This is a genomic window from Flavobacterium sp. J49 (genome assembly GCF_011742145.1).
Taxonomy (GTDB): Bacteria; Bacteroidota; Bacteroidia; order Flavobacteriales; family Flavobacteriaceae; genus Flavobacterium.
On the sequence record NZ_JAAQQU010000099.1, the window covers coordinates 261,785 to 282,954 of the forward strand.

At 38.3% G+C, this 21,170-nt stretch carries 8 protein-coding genes; 7 read left to right on the forward strand and 1 reads right to left on the reverse strand.

The features are described from left to right. The first annotated feature begins 83 nt into the window (after nucleotides 1–83). From HA632_RS05530 to HA632_RS05540, 3 genes are all read left to right on the forward strand, one after another. Entirely contained in the window at nucleotides 84–1,046 is a 963-nt protein-coding gene (locus HA632_RS05530) for a D-2-hydroxyacid dehydrogenase (protein ID WP_176306216.1), read from the forward strand. A gap of 111 nt (nucleotides 1,047–1,157) precedes the next feature. Beyond that, nucleotides 1,158–1,589: a DUF6146 family protein gene (locus HA632_RS05535; protein WP_176306217.1), complete on the forward strand. Its 432-nt coding sequence runs from the start codon at nucleotides 1,158–1,160 to the stop codon at nucleotides 1,587–1,589. Between the two features lie 27 nt (nucleotides 1,590–1,616). Next, nucleotides 1,617–1,937, forward strand: coding sequence for a DUF6787 family protein (locus HA632_RS05540; protein WP_176306218.1), 321 nt, complete (start codon nucleotides 1,617–1,619; stop codon nucleotides 1,935–1,937). A 47-nt stretch (nucleotides 1,938–1,984) separates the two neighbouring features. On the opposite strand, the gene folE is transcribed toward HA632_RS05540, so the two are convergent. Continuing rightward, nucleotides 1,985–2,653: a GTP cyclohydrolase I FolE gene (folE, locus tag HA632_RS05545; protein WP_176306219.1), complete on the reverse strand. Its 669-nt coding sequence runs from the start codon at nucleotides 2,651–2,653 to the stop codon at nucleotides 1,985–1,987. A 151-nt stretch (nucleotides 2,654–2,804) separates the two neighbouring features. Between folE and HA632_RS05550 the strand changes: the two genes are divergently transcribed. The 4 genes from HA632_RS05550 to HA632_RS05565 form a co-directional block, all read left to right on the forward strand. Beyond that, nucleotides 2,805–3,464 carry an ABC transporter ATP-binding protein gene (locus tag HA632_RS05550; protein ID WP_176306220.1) on the forward strand — a complete coding sequence of 220 codons (660 nt, stop codon included), beginning with the start codon at nucleotides 2,805–2,807 and terminating at the stop codon, nucleotides 3,462–3,464. Nucleotides 3,465–3,468: 4 nt separating this feature from the next. After that, the gene (locus tag HA632_RS05555) at nucleotides 3,469–5,169 is read left to right on the forward strand and encodes a hypothetical protein (RefSeq protein WP_176306221.1); all 1,701 of its coding nucleotides are present in this window, start codon (nucleotides 3,469–3,471) and stop codon (nucleotides 5,167–5,169) included. Continuing rightward, nucleotides 5,162–5,932 (forward strand): TIGR02757 family protein, encoded by a 771-nt coding sequence (locus HA632_RS05560; RefSeq protein ID WP_176306222.1) that lies wholly within the window; start codon nucleotides 5,162–5,164, stop codon nucleotides 5,930–5,932. Before HA632_RS05555 ends, HA632_RS05560 begins: the two co-directional genes overlap by 8 nt. 362 nt (nucleotides 5,933–6,294) lie before the next feature. Further along, nucleotides 6,295–21,170 (forward strand): BNR-repeat neuraminidase N-terminal domain-containing protein (locus HA632_RS05565; protein ID WP_176306223.1); only part of this gene is annotated, 14,876 nt, incomplete at its 3' end.

A 21,170-nucleotide genomic window follows, 5' to 3' on the forward strand; every position in this document is an offset into this window, starting at 1 on the left:
TCGTTTTCAGAACGAGATGAAAAGATTGGAACGAAAAGCGGGAAACAGCTCCTAAAAAATATACAAATTACAATTGATAAAGAATGAAAGTATTAGCCAACGACGGAATTTCAAAAAGCGGTATTCTGGCTTTAGAAAAAGGTGGTTTTGAGGTAATCACCACCAAAGTAGCACAAGAGCAAGTAGCGAATTATGTCAATGCCAATAATGTTTCGGTGATTTTGGTTCGCAGTGCGACTAAAGTTAGAAAAGATATTATTGATGCTTGTCCGGGATTAAAAATCATAGGTCGCGGTGGCGTTGGAATGGACAATATTGATGTTGATTATGCCCGTAGCAAAGGGATTCATGTGATTAATACGCCGGCTTCTTCTTCGGAAAGTGTGGCCGAATTGGTATTTGCGCACCTATTTACAGGCGTTAGATTTTTGCATGATGCCAACAGAAATATGCCTTTGGAAGGCGATACCAACTTTGACGGTTTGAAAAAAGCGTATGCTAACGGTATCGAATTGCGTGGTAAAACTTTGGGGATTATTGGTTTTGGACGCATTGGTCAGGCTGTGGCCAAAATGGCTTTAGGTTTGGGGATGAAAGTAATTGCTGCCGATAAATTTGTGGACAAAGCCGAAGTAAAAGTCGATTTCTACAATGGTCAGTTCATCAATGTGGAATTTGAAACCGAACCTTTGGAAGATGTGATTAAACATTCTGATTTTATTACGCTTCACGTTCCGGCACAAGACGGTTATGTGATTGGAAAAGAAGAATTTGAATTGATGAAAGACGGCGTTGGTATTGTAAACTGTGCGCGTGGTGGTGTGATTGATGAAGTTGCTTTGGTAGAAGCTTTGGATAATGACAAAGTATTATTTGCCGGATTGGACGTTTTTGAAAAAGAACCAACTCCTGAAATACAGATTTTAATGCATACTAAGATTTCGTTGACGCCTCATATTGGTGCGGCGACTTTAGAAGCACAAGACCGCATCGGAACAGAATTGGCAGAACAAATTATTAGTTTGTTGAAAGCTGAGAAAGTTTAGAAACAAAAACTATAGATATAAGCCATACTGAAAAGTGTGGCTTTTTTATTTTAACATATTAACAGTATAATTTATAAGGTGTTTTGCGTAATTTTATGAAAAATTGAAACAATGAAAACATTAGTGTCTATTGGGTTACTACTGCTGGTTATTATTGGTTGCAACAGTTCCAAAACAATAGCTAATGCGGATAAAAATAGTATGGTCAAAGTTTCGGATACCGTTAAAATTGCCAATGACAGTTTAGAATACGAAGTGATCATTATTGATCCTGGTTTCAGTTCATGGCTAGTCGGAAGAGCCAGACCGAGAGGTTATTATGCTGAGAGTTATTTTGAAATAAAAAACCGAATGTATGTTGCAGAATGGAATCGCAGGGCGATGTTGCCAATGCAGTACAATCCGAATTTATATGAAATGCAAATCAATTACGATCCTAATATTCGCTACGGATATGAAGTCAACTATCTGATTTACAACTATTTTATTTACTTTCAGAATCGCTACAACCAACAATTGGCCGGATTTGTTCCGAAACAATAATCTCTTATCTTTGTAGAAAATCACCTTATGGCAAGTTTTAAAGAGCGTTGGAACATCAAATCAAACTGGCAAGTGTTTGTTATTTTGGTCGTTTTTGCGGTTACAGGTTCAACTTCGGCTTATCTTTCCAAACCGGTTTTGGAATTGTTCGGAATCATAAAGGATGAAGTTTCGAATTGGATTTATTACCCTTTGTACATCATTCTCATTTTCCCTATTTATCAGGTTTTGTTGGTTAGTTTCGGATTTATTTTCGGGCAGTTTACTTTCTTTTGGGCATTTGAAAAGAAGATGTTGAAAAGTATGGGATTGGGTTTTTTGGTTCCCGATAAAAAAAGCCCCGAGTAAATTAACACTCAGGACTTTTTACCAAAATACTCAACTTAACTAAAATGCTACTTCTCTTTAATCAAATTAAAGAAATCGTTTCTGTTTTCTTTTTCTTTAAAGATTCCGCCATATTGTATGGTAGATGTATAACTGCTTTCGTCTTGAATTCCGCGGCTTGATACACAAAGGTGTTTTGCTTCCATCACCACAATCACATCGTCGGTTTCCAAAATGGTTTTCAATTCGTTGAAAATTTGCATAATCAATCGCTCTTGAACTTGTGGTCTGCGAGAATAATAATCAACAATACGGTTCAACTTAGACAACCCAATCACTTTTCCGCTGGACACATAACCAATGTGTGCCTTTCCTATGATGGGTAAAAAGTGATGTTCGCAAGTGGAATTAAAACTAATGTCGGCTTCAACCAACATTTTGTCATAGTGATAAGAATTCTCAAAAACCGAAATTTTTGGCTTGTTTGCCGGATTCAAGCCCGAAAATATTTCTTGAATAAACATTTTGGCCACGCGGTGTGGTGTTCCTTTCAAACTGTCATCGGTCATATCCAAACCCATCTCCTCCATAATACTATGGAAATGTTTTTCGATGGCATCCATCTTTTGCTTATCTGATTTGATAAATGCGTCGGGACGCAACGGTGTTTCTGCAGAAGTCATTTGATGATTGTCACCTATCAGTTCAAATAATTCTTTTTCAATGGGTGTGTTCATAAGAATTAATTATTTTTTTGTTTAACAAATGTAATTAATAATTAAACAAAATAATTTAATTAACAGAACTTTATTATTTATTCAAGCATAAAAAAAAATGATATCAGCCATTAAAAGAAAATACTTTGTTACTTTGTGAAAAATTCGATTGATGATTATTGCCAAAAACATCCACAAATATTACGATAGTTTACACGTTTTAAAAGGTGTGGATTTACACATAAAAAAAGGAGAGATTGTTTCCATTGTAGGAGCGTCCGGCGCCGGTAAAACTACACTGTTACAAATTTTGGGCACATTGGATAACGCTTCTAAATCAGACAACACTTCATTGGAGATCAATAGTGAAAACATACTGAAAATGAATGATAAAGCCTTGTCTAAGTTCAGAAATTTGCACTTGGGTTTTATTTTTCAATTCCACCAACTTTTACCGGAATTTACGGCATTGGAAAATGTTTGTATTCCGGCCTATATTGCCGGGAAAGAAAAAAAGGAGACTGAAGCAGAAGCCAAACGCCTGCTCGACTATTTAGGTTTAGCCGAAAGAAGTCATCACAAGCCTAACGAACTTTCGGGTGGTGAGCAACAACGTGTAGCAGTTGCCCGAGCTTTGATAAACAAACCTGCCGTAATTTTTGCCGATGAACCTTCGGGCAACTTAGATACCGCATCGGCTGAGAATTTGCACCAATTGTTTTTTAAGCTTCGGGAAGAGTTTGGACAAACCTTTGTCATCGTTACCCACAACGAAGCGTTAGCCAACATGGCCGATAGAAAATTAGTCATGAAAGACGGCTTAATCGTTTGAAAATATGGTGCTTATTCTACTTAGTTGGCTGTATACATTCTTCACTTCCATCACTTTAGGAATAGGCTTTGCAAGGCTTTTTCAGGTCAAATCTTTAAATGTTGTCATCACATGTATTCTGGGTTTATTCGGCGTTACCCTTTTGGCCGGTTCTTGGGCAATATTTGGTCCGATATCTATAGAATTTCATGTTTTTCTATTAGGTACATCAATTGGTCTTGGGTATTATTATAAGACCAATTTAAAAGCGATAGTTGTAAATACATTTATCCAACTTTCCTCCTTTTCATTACTAACAAAAGTCCTTTTGGCCTTTAGCAGTCTTTTAATTTTGGGCCAAAGCGCCACTTTGCCCTTTATAATTGACAACGAAACCTATTACATTCAAACCATTCAATGGCTTAACGAATACGGATTTGTACCCGGCTTGGCTAATTTACACTTGTTTTTAGGACAAACCAGCGGTTGGCATATCACTCAGAGTGTTTACTCTTTTTCGTTTTTGTATGATGGCTTTAATGATTTGAATGGGTATTTATTGCTCATGGCTAATTTTTGGGCCTTTCAGAAACTTCACAGCTATTTTACCAACGGCAACCGATTGGACTTGACTTTTGGTCTTTTGCCTTTGACTTATGTTTTTCTGTTTCAATTTGTGAGCGCTCCATCACCTGACTTACCGGTTTATCTTATCGCAATGCTAGTGTTTTCAATGTATTTAAAGCCAACACAAGATGAGGCCTTAGAAAAGTTTAACCTCACAACCATCTTGGTTCTTTTTGCGATTTACATCAAAATTACCGCTGTAGTACTATTGGTTTTACCTTTTCTACTTTTAACAAAACACTTTATTCATTTCAAGAATCAACTTGTCCCGATTCGTCTTTTGGGTGGATTAGTCTTGTTTCTTTTCGCCATCAAAAATATAATGCTAACCGGTTATCCACTTTATCCGTTGCCTTTTTTTCCTTATTCTAGTGCAGATTATGTGGTGCCAATGGATATCATGTCCTATTTCTTTGGTCAAGAAATGATGCACTCCTTTTATATGGGATTTGGTACTTTTGAAAGAGCTTCGTTTTTTGACCTCATCAAGCAGTATTTTTTGCATAGTGGTATTGACAGTATAATGGGTTTGGCTACCTTATTTTTACTGATAATTTCCCCTTTTATAATTTCAAAATATTATCCGAAACAAAAGCTTCACAACATTTATTATGTGTTCATCACATTACTGATTTTGCTTGTTTTTAGTTCACCTCAGTATCGGTTTTATATTTATTTCACGATTTTTTTCGGACTGGTTTTTCTTTCCGTCCTTTTCACCCAAAAGAAACTTATCCTTGGAATACTTAGCTTGAGTTTCATAGTGGTAGGTATTTTTGTTTTTGTGCCAATATCATTCCGTGCATTGACTCACAATAAATTGTTGGAAAATAACAGCACGCTTCATTTCGAGAACATCATTTATCCACAACCCAACACTAAAGAAAAACACGATTACACCAAAATTGTCAAAGGCAATCTAGAATACCAATCGCCATCCAAAGCAAAATTATTTTGGATAACCGGAAATGGTAATTTACCTTGCGTAAACGAAGAGCAATTGGATTATTTTGAAACCCATTTTCATGTCGTTCCGCAAGTACGCGGTAAGACATTAGGAGAAGGCTTTTATGCCCAAAAAACAAAAAACCATGACTAAGACAGAACTCAAAGAGTTTCTTGACGAAAAGGTAGCTTTGTACAACAATCCGAACTTTATAGAAAGCGACCCGATTCAGATTCCGCACCAATTTACTTTAAAAGAAGATATTGAGATAGCCGGTTTTCTTACGGCAACCATTGCTTGGGGAAACCGCAAAATGATTATTAAAAATGCCCAACGAATGATGGACTTGATGGGTAATTCGCCTTATGATTTTGTAATGAGTCACCAAAACCATCATTTAGAGTCTTTAGACTCATTTGTCCACCGCACATTTAACGGTAGTGATTTTAAAATTTTTATTTCGGGATTAAGCCATATCTATACAAATCACAACGGCTTAGAAAATGCTTTTTCCAACCACAAAGAAGGCGAATTTCTGAATCTGCAAACCAATATTCATTTCTTTAAAAAGAAGTTTTTTGAATTCACGAATTTTGAAAGGTCAAAAAAACACCTTTCTGACCCATTACAAGGTTCGGCTGCCAAGCGAATAAATATGTATTTACGATGGATGGTTCGCAAGGACAATAACGGCGTAGACCTTGGTATATGGGAGACTATACCAATGTCAGCACTCTCCTGCCCGCTTGATGTTCACTCCGGAAATGTTGCGCGTAAGCTTGAATTACTCACCCGAAAACAGAACGATTTTAAGGCTGTTTCAGAGTTAGACAATGAGCTTCGAAAAATGGATAAAAACGATCCTGTCAAATATGATTTTGCACTTTTTGGCTTAGGTGTTTTTGAAGCATTTTAATCCCTAAAAAAAAATATTTTTAGAAGATTTCAACAAAATACTTGACTTATCAACAAAATTTATTGTAGTATTTTATTTGTTTATTTACTTGATTTTTATCATTTTTAAAATATTTGACCAAAAAAAGATGTCATTCATCGATAATTTAAAATTAAATTTTACCAACTGAACGCATATCAGTTACATTCGTATTTCGTATTAATCAAATTTACCACTATTTTATGCATTTAAATTACCCTAGTACAAGCAATAATTTTTCATTGTTTGTTAAGTCATTTATGACTTGTTGCAATTTTAAATCAAATTCTGATTATCCCAAAAATGCCTTTAAAAATCATGCTTATAGAGCTATATTGCTGATTATGATTTTATTAGGAGGATTTAGTGTCAAGGCACAAACAACACTGATTTCTCCTACCGGTGACGGTGGTTTTGAAACAGGAACTGACTTAACCAATAATGGTTGGACAACGGTTAATGCTGCCACCAATACTTGGCAAGTTGGAACAGCCTCAACTGCTTTTGCAGGGACAAGAGCTGCTTACATATCAAATAACGGAGGTGGTGCTTGGGCTTACACAGTCGGTACTTCCCAAACTTCTCATTTCTACCGGGAAATTACCGTTCCGGCAGGAGAAACTAACATAAACCTGTCTTTTCAATGGAAAGGAAGTGGCGAGTCAGGTTGGGATAGATTATTGGTCTATACAGCCCCAACTTCGGTAACTCCAACTGTTAATAATCCTGTTTCGAATTCTACAGCTATAACTAATGCTACTTTGGTTTATACTCAGGCAAATAATGCTCAGGCGACTTATACTTCTGCCTCTATTTCACTTCCGGCGGCATTGTCAGGAACTACTTTTAGATTGATTTTTACTTGGCAAAATGATGGTGCAGGAGGAACTTCACCTGGAGTTTCATTAGATAACATTTCATTAACCTCTGCCAGTCCAATCAATTATGTTAGTAATACTGCAAGTGGTAACTGGAGCACAGCGGCAACTTGGTCACCAAGTGGTATACCAACAGCTTCAGATAACGTTACCATAGCTGACGGACATACCATAACCATAGATGCAACTGCAACTGCAACCTGTAATAATTTAACTGTTGGACAAGGCACCAGCGGTACTTTAATTTTTAACTCAACAGCTGCCAGAACGATAACTGTTGGTGGTAATCTTAGCATCGCTTCAGGAGGAACTTTTCAAAGTGCTGCCTCAGGAAGTGTTATAACACACGCGCTCTCTATAGCCGGTAATATAACCAATAATGGAACATTAGATTTTAGTACTAATACTAATGGAGCAGCAGCCGGTATTACGTTTACAGGAGCCGCCAATCAATTGGTATCGGGAACCGGAGCAACTACCGATTTGTATAGCATAACAATGTCGAAATCAGCTTTGGCTAATTTGGTAGATTTTAATTTAAGTAATTTTTCGGTTAGAGGATTATCATCTTCTGCAACAGGTGCTTTGTTATTAAGCGGTTCCGGAACAGGAACTATAAAATTCAGCGGAACGAATACATTCAGCGGAACACTATTTTCAACTGCTGCCTATAGTATTCCTTCAACACTTGGTTTTTGGTTAAACAATCCTAATTTTGTTGTTCAAGGTCAGGCCGGTTCGTCAACATTAAGTGGTTTACTTAGAATCTCAAACGGTATTTTTACTATTGGAACAACTAACAATAGCATGGGCTTCAACAGTGGTGCCAATATAATCATAGAAGGCTCAGGTATTGTTAATTCTGTAGCTCGATTTGGAGTTGGTAGTGCAGGCAATAACATTACTTATAATCAAAGCGGCGGAACTGTTTATGTTAATACCGCAAATGGTAATTCTAGTACTACTTTAGCAAGTTTTGATGCCGGAACTTCAACATCAACTTCATTCACCATGAGTGGTGGTAGTATAGTTGTGAGAGGAGCGGCTTCTGCAACTAATGGAGAATATCGAGGTCCTGTAACTGGTGCAACAGTAAATATCACCGGTGGTACACTTCAATTAGGAACAGCTGCTGTCACTACACCTGCCATTGCAGCAACACCGGCATCCACAACATTCAGAACTTATACCGGAGTTACACCAAGTATAGTATTGAATGCCACCAACAATCCCGGAATCACTTTGGGTGGTGCAATGGAAGTACGTGGTGACCTTACCCTAAATGGTACTGGTACCTTCACTAATAACAGTAACACGTTGACCATGAGAGGTAATTCCGTTACCAATCCGGGTAACATTACTATTAGTAATGCACCATCTGTGTTCACTATCAATTCAAGTAATACGACAGCATTTTCTTTTACAAGTTCATTTGGAAATCAGTCAATTACCAACAACGGTACAATAACCGGAAACCAATTACCGTCTTTAACCATAAATAATACTTTTGCGGGTGGTACAGTTACTATTCCTGCAGGATTATCATTGATGGGTGGTTCAACATTAACCTTAACATCGGGAGTCTTGACAGTTGGCGGCGCCGGAGATATTACTTTTATACAAAGTGGAGCTGTTACACAGTCATTTGTAATGTCCAGAACCAATGGTTCATTGTCTGCTACGACAAGTTCTTTTGGAGTTGCAACACCAACGACACTTAATTATACTTACGGCACAAGTACTGCTGCTCAAACCACCGGTGCAGAATTACCAAATAGTGTTGGGACAACTACCCCTTTAACAACATTAACTATTAATAATGCTCAAGGGACAATTTTAAACAAACCGGTAAACACAAATACTTTAACATTAACTGCTGGTCAACTAACAACTACTGATACAAATTTAGTTACCGTAACCGGGACTACAACAGGAAGTGTCAGCAGAAGCTCGGGCTATGTTAACGGGCCAATAGCCAGAACATTACCTGCAAATAATACTACAGGGACATATATCTTCCCTGTTGGTAAAGGAACTTACAACCCTTTTGAATTGTTAAGCCCTAATACTACTTCAAGCACTTCATTAGCTGTAATCAAAGCGGAAGCTTTTGACGCCAATTCTAATGGAACTGCGGGAGCAAATATTGGGTCATTAAATACCAATAGATATTGGGCGGCTTCGGTGATTACAAATCCATCAAGCTTTACCAACTCATTCATCAAACTTACAGACTCTTCTGTTGCTTCAACAAGTGGTATTGCTTCAAGCTCTACTGTTAATGGAACTTATGATCTTGTAGGAGGAATTAATCCAACCATAGTGGCGGGTACCAGTATTCAATCTACAGCACCGGCAGCAACCAGCTTACCGGGATTCTTCGCTATAGGAACTAGAGCCGTTAGCATGTCGTATGTTTCAAGTACTACAACACAAGCCTCAACCGCTTTCTGTTTGGCATCTTCAACAAATCAACAGATATTGGGTGTTCAAATTGTTACAGTTGGAAATGCAAATCCATTAGTTTTATCTAATTTAAATTTCAATACGACTGGAAGTACTAATGCAAGTGATATAGCAAAAGCAAGAGTATTTTACACAGGAACTAGCAATACTTTTGCCACTACAACTCAATTTGGTGCAGATATCACTTCACCTTCCGGATCCTTTACCGTAACTGGCTCAGCATCTTTGGCAGAAGGCACAAATTATTTCTGGTTGGTATATGATGTAGCTCCTACAGCTACAGTAAACAATGTTTTAGATGCTCAATGTGTAAGTGTTGATTATGGAACCGTTCAAACACCAACGGTAACTGATCCGACAGGAACAAGAACTATCAAAGCACAATTGAATGGAACCTATTTGATTGGTGCGTCTCAATCTTCACCAAACTTTACTAGATTGACAGATGCAATTACTGAATTAAACACCTATGGGGTTAGCGGTCCGGTAGTTTTCATTTTGCAATCGGATTATTCTAGTACAACTGAAACTTTCCCGTTGGTTGTGAATGCAATCTCGGGTTCAAGTGCTGTTAATACTTTAACTATTAAACCGGCGACTACTGCAACTATTAGTGGTTCAGTGGGTTCAGGTGCGCTACTTAGACTGAACGGTGCCGATTATGTTACCATTGATGGAAGCAATAGTGGTGGAACAGACAGAAGTTTGACTATTACTAATACATCAACTAGTTCTCCAACTGCAATTTCGTTAATAAGTTTAGGAACAGGTGCAGGTGCCACTAATAATACAATTAAAAATTCTATAATAAGCACAGGAACCAAAACTTCCAGCTACGGTATTGCTTTAGGTGGTTCAACACCGGGTAACGCTGGAGATGATAATGATAATAACACTATTCAGAATAATGTAATCACATTGGCTAATATTGCAGTTTTCTCAAGTGCAAATGCAACCGGTGTGACTGACAACTTGCTAATAACTCAAAATACACTGGGTACTTTAGTTTCTGCAAGTGCATTAAATACAAATGCCATTAATCTTGTACAAGCGAATTCAGCAACCATTTCTTTGAATGAAGTTTTAGGAATAACTCAAAGTTCAAGTTTTGATGCGATTAGTTTAGGAGCAGGTGTTACCAATACAAGAATCACGAGAAACTCAATTCATGACTTGATTAATAATGGAACTAATAGGTCTTCTGGTATTGGTTTGGCCACCGGAAACGCGGCAAATATTACAATAGACAATAACGTATTTTACAACATTATTAGTAATGGTACCGGTGGTCTCGGCTTCTCTACATCAGGGATTTATACCAGTGCCGGAACAGGTTTCAATATTTATTATAACAGTATCAATATGAGCGGTGATAGAGATGCAGTGGCCACAACTAAACCATCATCTGTATCTTCGGCTATTATGATTAATAACTCCTCTGCGGCAAATCTTGATATACGCAATAACATTTTAGCTAATACTCAAACAGCTACAACTAATCAACCTAAATCATATGCTATTTATAGTACAGCAGCCAATACTGCTTTTACAAACATCAATAACAATGACTATTTTGTAAGTGGAGCGCAAGGAGTTTTAGGTTTCTTAACTTCTGACAGAACAGATTTAGCGGCTATCCAAACTGGTTTTGGCCAAAACACAAACTCTATTACCGGAAACCCTTTATTCAATTCTACAACTAGCTTAATTCCTCAAACAGGAAGCCCTGTAATTGGAACTGCTACTCCTATTGGAGGAATAACTATCGATTTAATTGGTACAACTAGAAATGCTTCAACACCTTCAATAGGTGCTTATGAACAAGCAATCGATTTAGTGGGGCCAACAATCAGCTTTACCGCACTAACCAATAATTGTGGTAGTGGTGACAGAACTTTAACTACTACCATAACTGATGCTACTGGTGTACCAACCTCTGGTGCAGGATTGCCGGTATTGTATTGGAGAATTGGCGCAGGCTCATACACTTCAAGTACAGCTACGTATGTATCAGGAAACACCTATAACTTTACATTGGGTTCTGGTTCTGCCATTAGTGATGTTATCTCCTATTATATTGTTGCTCAAGATACCGCAGGTACTCCAAATACTAGTGTCTTTCCTTCTGCTGGTGCCTCTGGATTCAGTATCAATCCACCGGCAGTTTCAACCCCACCGACAACACCAAGCAGTTATACTAATTTAAATACTTTATCAGGCACCTACACTGTTGGTTCCGGAGGTAACTATGCTACTTTAACTGCTGCAGTTGCAGCTTACAATTCATCTTGTCTGACAGGTTCGGTAACATTTAATCTTACCGACACTTCCTACAGCACAAATGAAACTTTCCCAATCGTTATAAATTCTAATGTAAGTTCTAGTGTTACCAACACCTTAACTATAAAACCGGCAACTACTGCCACTATTAGTGGTACTGTAGGCACCGGAGCCCTACTAAAATTAAACGGTGTAGATTATGTTACCATTGATGGAAGCAATAGCGGTGGAACAGATAGAAGTTTAACTTTCCTTAATACCAGCACAGCATCCTCTGGGAATGCTGTTGTGTGGATTGCAAGTGCCTCTGCTTCTGATGGAGCTACAAACAATACTATTAAAAACTGTGTTATTACAGGAAACTCAAAAACAACAACTTTTGTTGGAATATTTTCCGGTAGCGGAAGTACCATCAGCACAAGTGGATTATCTTTAGCGGCCAATAATAACAATACTATTCAAAACAACTCCATCGGAAGTTGTCAGTATGGTATATTTTCTTTCGGAGTTTCAACTTCTACCAAAAATAATGGAACTGTAATCAAACAAAATTTACTTAATGGTTCAGGTGCAGCTTCGTTGAATGTTGGTGGAATTTTTGCCCGAAATGAAAATGGTATTCTAATTACTGAAAATAAAATTGAGAACATCACCGGATCATCAGCAGTTTATGGTGTCAATCTTGGTGTTAATACATTTAACACATATTCCCCAGGAACAACTGATGAAGTTACCGGTGCTACTATTAGCAAAAATACACTTACCAGCATTACTACAAGTTCAGGAAGCTCTTGTTTTGGTATAGTGGTTTGTCCTGCAACCTCGGGAACTACTCAAATTTCGAACAACAGCATTGCTGCGATAAACGGAAATGCTTCACCAAGTGATTTTACTGCAGGTATCTATGTTGGCGGTGGAACAGGTTCTACAACTCAAGTATACTACAATAGTGTTTCAATGTCAGGAAGCGGAACAAGAACTTCACCAAGTACCGCATTAGCTATTGGTGGTTCAAATCCTATTGTTGATGTAAAAAACAATGCCTTATACAATATCTCAACAGCTTCAGGAACTTTGAGTGCTACAATTGCATCTTATGCATTTACTACTGCCAGTACAACTTTCAGTAATCTTAGCTTTAATTATAACTCTTTGTTTACTTCAGGGGCTTATTCTCGATTTGCAGGAACAGGAAGTACATCATCTCCAACTATTCAAGCTGACTTGAACGCTTTAAATACTGCTATTGGTGGCGGAGCAAATTCAATTTCAGCTAATCCATTATTTACATCTACGACTAATTTAATACCGGCACTTGGCACTACATTGTCTGGAGCCGGAACACCTTTAGCTGTTCTTGTAGATATAAATGGCATATCAAGAAATGCAACAACTCCTTTTATCGGAGCTCATGAACAATCAGTGGATTTAGTTCCTCCAACAATCACATATACTCCTTTAACCAATACTTGTACTCCGGGTGCCAGAACCATCACAGCTACCATTACTGATACGAGTGGAATTCCAACCTCAGGAGTAGGTTTACCGGTATTATATTGGAAAGCAAATAATGGTAGTTACAATGCTGTAACAGGAACAAACACATCAGGAGACTTATACGATTTTACAATAGGAACAGGCTCAGTGGCCGGTGATGTAATTTCCTACTATATTGCTGCTCAAGATAATTCTGCTAATGTCAATGTAGCGGTTTCACCTGCAACTGGTGCATCAGGGTTTACTACCAATCCACCGGCAGCAGGAACACCTCCAACAACTCCAAACACCTATACTAATAACATTACATTGTCTGGCGTATATACTGTTGGTACAGGAGGAAATTATACCACATTAACTTCAGCAATTGCCGCTTATAATTCGGCTTGTTTGAGCGGAGCTGTTACCTTTAGTTTAACTGATTCTTCTTATTCAAGTGCTGAAACATTCCCACTTAGTATCAATGTAAACACCTATGCCAATGCAACAAATACATTGACTATCAAACCAGCAACTGGTATTGTTAGTAGTATAAGTGGTTCTAATGCTACTGCTATCTTCAATTTGAATGGAGTTAAATATCTAACAATTGACGGTTCAAATACTGTTGGTGGTACAACTAAAAATTTAACCATCAGCAATACCAATACTTCCGGTACTACAATTACCTTCATTAATGAAGCTTCTAACAACAATATTAAAAATTCAATTTTAAATGGGGTTAGTACAGCAACCACTAGTGGTGTTATCTTATTAAGTACTACAACAGGTACGGACGGGAATGATAATAATACTATTCAAAACAACGATATTTCCGGGGGTGCTACCGCTACAGGTGTTGGTATCACTAATGCAGGTACTGCCACAAACAGTACTACTAAAAATTCAGGAAATATCATAAGCAACAATAATATCTTTAACTTCTCTGTCAATGGTATTAGAGAAGGTGGTGGTACTCTTGGGACTGTTTACAGTGGTAATAACATTTACGAAGTAGCCACTCAAACCACTGCTTTAATAGGAGCATTATTTAGAACCACTACTTTAGAAGGTTTCACTTTTACCGGGAACAAAATCTATGATTTAAAAACAAGTGCAACTACAAGTGTATATGGTATTCATTTAGTAAATATGCAAACCGGCTCAACAGGAACCATAACAAACAATATGATTTCACTTGACGCCACAACTCCATTAACGGTTTATGGTATATTTGACGAAGCGGGTACCGGAAGGCTTTTTGATATTTACAACAATACAATTGCTATTTCAGGTACTGTTTCAGGAGCTAGTAATTCTGCTGCCTACTATTATAGTATTGCAAGTACTACCAATTTCAAAAACAATATTTTAAGCAATACAAGAAACGGTGGAACCGGTAAACATTATGCTTTACGATCTATAGCCACTGTAACCAGTTTAACTTCTGATTATAACGATTTGTATGTAGGAGCCGGTACCGGTAATGTTTTAGCAACTAATACAACTGCTGATCAAACCTCATTAAGTGCTTGGCAAACAGCAACTTCAAAAGATACAAACTCAGCTAACGTTCTTCCAGTATTTACATCTGTAACTGATTTGCACATCGCAACTTCCAGCGTAGGTTTGGATAATTTAGGAACGCCTATTGCTACTGTTACTACAGATATTGATGGAGAAACCAGAAATCTTACTACTCCTGATTTAGGAGCTGATGAATTTACTATACCGGTTTGTATAACTGCCAATGGCGGTACAGCTACAGGCAGCGCGCAGTTCTGTACTTCAGGGACTCCAAGTATTGCCGCTAGTGGATATTCTTTCGGTTCAGGCACTACCTACCAATGGTATTCTTCTACCAATGCTGCAGATTATCCAAATGCCGGGACAGCAATTTCCGGACAAGTAAACCCTTCAGTGTTAACAACTAGTGCAATTAGTACAACCAGTTATTATTGGTTACGTGTTACCTGTGGAACAGACAGTTCAACTGCAAATTCAAATTTGGTAACCATAACAATAAATACGCCGGCTACATTTACTGCAAGTGCAGCACAATCAAGCATTTGTAGTGGTGGTTCCGGAACAACATTAACCGCTTCGGGAGGAGCTTCTTATACATGGACTTCAAACCCTTCCGGATTTACTTCGACGTCAGCTACACCGTCTGTCAATCCTTCGGTAACAACAACTTATACTGTAAATGGAATAGACACTAATGGATGTACGGCAAATCCGGGTACAGTAACAGTAACGATTGTTGAAACACCAAGTGCAGTGTCAGTATTATCAAGTGCCAGTCAGGTATGTAGTGGCAGTGCAGTTACTTTATCAGCTAATGGTGGTTTGGTTAATTCAACTAATCAAACTATCTATAGTGAAAGCTTCACAAGCGATTTGGGCACATTTACAACAGTTAATAGCTCAACAACTACTGCTCAAGATTGGACAGCAAGAGCAAACGGTTATGTTTATACTTCTACTTATACTTTTAGTGGTTCAACAGGTGGTTTTGTTTTAGCTAATTCTGATGTTGGAGGATCATTTAGTGCTTTTACAAACACTCAATTAATATCAGCATCATTTAACACAACCGGTTATACCAATTTATCATTACAATTTAATGAATATTTAAATAACCCAAATACTGCAGCTGCCGTTGAAATTTCAGATGATAATTTTGCTTCAGTTACTGTTCTGCGTAATGACATAGTAACCGATTTAGGAACCCCATCGGCATTTAATGCAACAACGATTGCAATTCCTGCACAATTCATAAACAAAACTAACGTAAAAGTCAGATTCAGATATGAAGGAAATTGGAGTTGGTTCTGGGCAGTTGATGAAGTTAAAGTTAAAGGTGATGCTTCTTTAAGTGCCCCAACTACTTGGACCGCATCAGCAGGTACTCTTTATACCTCATTATCGCCTGATGTGGCCTATGTAAACGGTTCAAATGCGACAACAGTATACGCTAAGCCAACTGCAAATACAACTTATACCGTTACTGCTAGCAATAACGGATGTACAGCAACTGGTAATACTACCGTTAACGTAACTGCTTTACCTAGTTTTACCGTGGCTCCTATTACCATTTGTAAAGGACAAACAGGAACTTTAACAGCAGTGTCTTCGGGAAGTAATTCTTACTCTTGGGCACCAGTTGGTGGCGGTGCTACTTTAACAGGTAATCCGCGAACTGTTAGTCCAACTGTTACAACTACCTACAATGTAACTGCTACCAGTAACGATACTACCCCGGCATGTCAAAATACCCAACAAGTAGTCGTTACAGTTAACGACCCAGGTACAATTGATTCAATAACACCGTCACGAACTGTAGCTCCGGATCAAGCTACTACTTTTGTAGTAACTACTACCGGGGGAACAAATTTAACTTACAGATGGCAAGTCAATAACAATGTTGACGGTTGGCAGTTCTTAACTAATGATTATGTGGATGAAAACACAGGTAATTATCTAGGTGTTAATACCGCTACATTAAGTCTTCAAAACATTACCTTAGCGTTTGATACATATCGCTACAGATGTATTGTGAAAAGTGATAATCCTTGTACTGACATGATTTCAGAAGAAGGTACATTAAACGTAACTTCAACAGGATTTATTACCCAACCTGCAAATGTTACTTTATGTGGGGATTCGAGCACTCAGTTCAGTGTCGTAACGTCAGGCGATGAACCTTATAACATACAATGGCAAATAAGTACCGACAACGGTGCAAACTTCACGGATATCGTTGATGGTTTTGATGCCTTGACAGGTCTTACCTTTACTGTTGCTCCGGTTGATGACTTGGCTGCCAAAACGCTGAATGTTTCAGGTATAACAGCAACCCATAATAACTATCAATTCAAATGTCAATTAGACTTCTTCCTAGATAGTGCAATTGCAACATTAACAGTAAATACCCCTATTTCGGTTGTAACTGATTTATCAACAGCGACTGTTAACTTGTGTAGAGTTTCTAACACCAGCAACTTAACCCTACAAACAGCCGGTTCGGTATCATCGGTAGTGTGGAAATATTCTACAGTACCAAACCCTGCCGACTGGACAGCATTGCCGTCAGTAACCAATAATACACCTGCTGGTACAACTTATACCGCTACAAACCCTACTGCGAATAATTATAATTTAGCTGTAGCGACATCCGCTACTACACCAGTTGGAAATTATTATTATAAAGCAATTATTATAGGCAGTGGTTCAGGACCTGGAAAATGTACTGATTTACAATCCAATATGGCTACTATAAGCATCCATCAACCGGTGGTTGCCGTTACTCCTAATTCTGCGACTTATTGTAGTCCGGGTACAAGCGTAACACTTACTGCAAGTGGAGCAAGTACTTACTCTTGGTCACCAAGTACGGAATTAGACACTAACACCGGCGCCACAGTATTGGCTACACCTTCAAGCAATACTACTTATACCGTAACAGGAACAGATACATTTGGATGTACTAACACTGCTACAGCTACTGTTAACTATTCTGATTCAATAACCGTTACAGCTTCAAATGCTACTGCACTATCCTGTCCGGGTTCTACTGTACAGCTTAATTCTGCGACATCAACTGTAAACTCAACGACTCAGACATTTTTGAATCCTTCAACAGATGGAGGTTTTGAATCGGGCACAACTTTCCCATTGAATGGATGGAATGTTATCAATGGAACTAATAACCAATGGAATGTTGGTACTTCTGCCGGAGTTCAAGCAGGTACAAATGCTGCGTTTGTAGGAGCTAACAATGTTGCTACTGGTATTGCTAGTGTGAATCACTTCTATCGAGATATTGTAATTCCGGCTGGATTAAATAATATTTCTTTGAGTTTTTATTTGAAAATGGCAATTACAGATGATACGTTTGATTATTTGTATGTGTATGCAACTACAACTTCACGTACACCGGTAGCTGGTACAGTGCCTTCAACGGGTTATACGCAAGTATTTTCAAATACTGCTACCGTATACAGTAACTATACATTACGAACAGTAACATTACCAAATTCTTTGGCAGGAACTACAGTACGTTTAGTGTTCACCTATAAATCAGATTCTGCAGCACCGTTCTCTGCTCCTGCAGTTGATAATATTTCAATTACAGGAACACCAGCAGTTAACTATACTTATGCTTGGACTTCTACTCCTACTGGATTTACTTCAAGTTTGCAGAATCCTACAGCTACCCCAACAGTTGCAACTACTTATAACTTAACAGTTACATCTCCTAGCGGCTGTTCGGCTACTTCATCTGTATTAGTGAATGTGTTAACTCAATCGCCAACAATTACTACGCAACCTTTGGCTTCTACAAAATGTCAAGGCCAGACTGCTACATTTACAGTAGCGGCAACTAGTGTAGTGTCGCCTATTTCTTATCAATGGAGAAAAGATGGTGTACCGTTGATTAACGGAACAGGAATATCGGGTGCTACTACTACAACTTTAACGTTAACAGGCGTTACCGCTGCAAGTGCCGGAAACTATGATGTGGTTGTAACAGTATGTAGTTCATTAAGTACAACTAGTAATGCTGTTGCTTTGGTGGTTAATTCACTGCCAACAGTAACGGTTACACCAAATAGTTCATCCTACTGTTCTCCTACCGGAACTGCGGTAACACTTACTGCCGGTGGAGCGTCTAGCTATACATGGTCTCCGTCAGCCGGATTATCAAATACTACAACGAGTATCGTCAATGCAAGTCCAACAACTTCGCAAACTTATACCGTAACCGGTACTGATGGAAATGGTTGTACAAATACAGCTACTTCAACAGTCACTGTATTCCAAAGCCCGGTTATTACTAGCTTAACAGCGACTCCATCTACGGTTTGTAGCGGTTCGGATTCACAATTATCAGCAACAACAAACTCACCTGCTTCCAATTATATTTACACCAGCAGTACCGGTCAATCATTGTTAACGATTACTTCGCCAACAACAGTAACTACTGTAACATCAGGAACTAATGATGATGGTTATATCACTGTTAATCCATCGTTTACATTCAATTACACCGGGATTAATTATACTTCTTTCAGTGTTGGAACAAACGGCTATATAGTGCTTGGTGGAAATTCATCAACTGTACCGTCAAGTCTTACTTCGATTTCAGGAAATGTAATTTATGCCTTTGGTAGAGATGGAAATCTTAATACAAACAATGGTGGTGACTTAACACATGGTCCTGCTGCCGGAGGAAAATATGTTTTCCAAATGAATAAATATGCAGGAGCAGGAAGTGGCGGAACCAGTGCTACTACCTATATAACTTACCAAATAGTGTTATGGGGAGCAAGCAGTTCACAACCTGGTAAAATAGATATCATTTACGGAACAAATGCCGGAACACCTGTATCTGCCGGAACAATTGGTATCAGAGATACCGCAGGTAGCTATTTAAATGGCGTGAACGGTTCTACATCTTCAACTACAACTGCCGCCGCATGGCCTGCTCCCGGACAAATGTACTCATTTGAAATACCGGTAACATCTTACTCATGGTCACCTAGTACTTTCCTCAACAATAGTACTATCGCTAATCCATTAGCAACCGGTGTGACTGCAACAACTCAATATGTTGTGACTGCCACAAGAAATGGATGTACGGCTAATGCTGATGTTACAGTTGTTGCAACGCCTAGACCAACGGCAACTATCAGCGGAACAACAACGCTATGTAGAAATGGCGCACCAGCACCAATAGTAACCTTTACGGGTGCTAATGGTACTGCACCATATATCTTTACTTATAAACTCAATGGCGGAAGCAATCAAACTATTTCAACTATCGGAAGCAATAGTACTGTTTCAATAACTATCCCAACCACAACAGCTGGTGTATTTAGCTATTCATTGGTAAGTGTTCAAGATAGTACTGCTGCGGCTTGTTCTCAAACACAATCGGGAACAGCAACTGTTACTGTAGTAGAAAATATTACTTACTACCGTGATGCTGATAATGACGGTTATGGAAATGCAGCTATTTCTATAATTTCTTGTAATGCTTCTGAACCGGGTTATGTAACCAACAATACTGATTGTAATGATGCTGTTGCAAGTATAAATCCTGGGGTTCCTGACATTAACTTCAATAATTTTGATGAGAATTGTAACAACAACTTGTTCGATGGTCATGCACCGGTAGTGGTAAATATAACCACCCCAAGTGGTGCTTTAGCTTTAATGACTAGTACTATTACTTGTTCGGTAGCGACCAATACAACTCCTTATTCAGGAAGTTCAGTATTGTATCGCTTTAAAGTAACCAGAACAGCTCCGACTTTGGCTGTAGAATATATCAACAGTACGACAAGAACGTTTGCTATATCTCAATTGGCCATTGCGGCACACTCCGCTACTTACGAGGTACAAGCTACGGCTATCGTAAACGGGGAAGAGCAACCTTACAATGGTAATACAGCCACTTTTACTACGCCTGCTGCACCGGTTATTCAGTTAGTTTCTCAAGTAGTTACGAACCAATGTAACCAGACTTTGGCTACGATTAACTCTTATATCTATGCCAATAACAGCACTATGTATAATAATGCACAGATTGTTGAATTTGAAGTAGAGCGATACGAAAACAATATATTGACACATACACAAGTTTACAGTACAAATGTTCCCTACTTTAAATTGAGTTCATTGTCTATACCTGTAACTTACGGAACGCTTTATAAAGTTAGAGTACGTTACGGATATAACAGCTATGGTAGCGAAATCAGATCCAATTACAGTACCCAATGTAATGTTACTACACCAAGCATGCCTTTAGCTCAAGTAGCAGCTTCACAATGTGGTCAGGAATTGGCTTCAATCAATTCTTTTGTATATGCCTCAGGTAATCTTGGAAGTGCCAATTTGTATGAATTTAGAGTTACTCGTATTCCTCACCTTGGAGATGCTCCGGTAACCGTTACTCAGGAAACCATTCAAAGAATTGTGCCTTACTTTAGATTGACCATGTTGACCAACTTATTTATTGGTTTAGGCAAAGAGTATGCTGTTGAGGTTCGTTACCGAGTAAATAGTTTCGGAACACAACAATGGTCAAATTGGAGTGAAACAGTTTGTTCTGT

Excerpts from the sequence above, each read along its gene's own strand:
- HA632_RS05530 (WP_176306216.1), top strand. The coding sequence starts at position 84 with ATGAAAGTATTAGCCAACGACGGAATTTCAAAAAGCGGTATTCTGGCT.
- HA632_RS05535 (WP_176306217.1), top strand. The coding sequence starts at position 1,158 with ATGAAAACATTAGTGTCTATTGGGTTACTACTGCTGGTTATTATTGGT.
- HA632_RS05540 (WP_176306218.1), top strand. The coding sequence starts at position 1,617 with ATGGCAAGTTTTAAAGAGCGTTGGAACATCAAATCAAACTGGCAAGTG.
- folE (WP_176306219.1), bottom strand. The coding sequence starts at position 2,653 with ATGAACACACCCATTGAAAAAGAATTATTTGAACTGATAGGTGACAAT.
- HA632_RS05550 (WP_176306220.1), top strand. The coding sequence starts at position 2,805 with ATGATTATTGCCAAAAACATCCACAAATATTACGATAGTTTACACGTT.
- HA632_RS05555 (WP_176306221.1), top strand. The coding sequence starts at position 3,469 with ATGGTGCTTATTCTACTTAGTTGGCTGTATACATTCTTCACTTCCATC.
- HA632_RS05560 (WP_176306222.1), top strand. The coding sequence starts at position 5,162 with ATGACTAAGACAGAACTCAAAGAGTTTCTTGACGAAAAGGTAGCTTTG.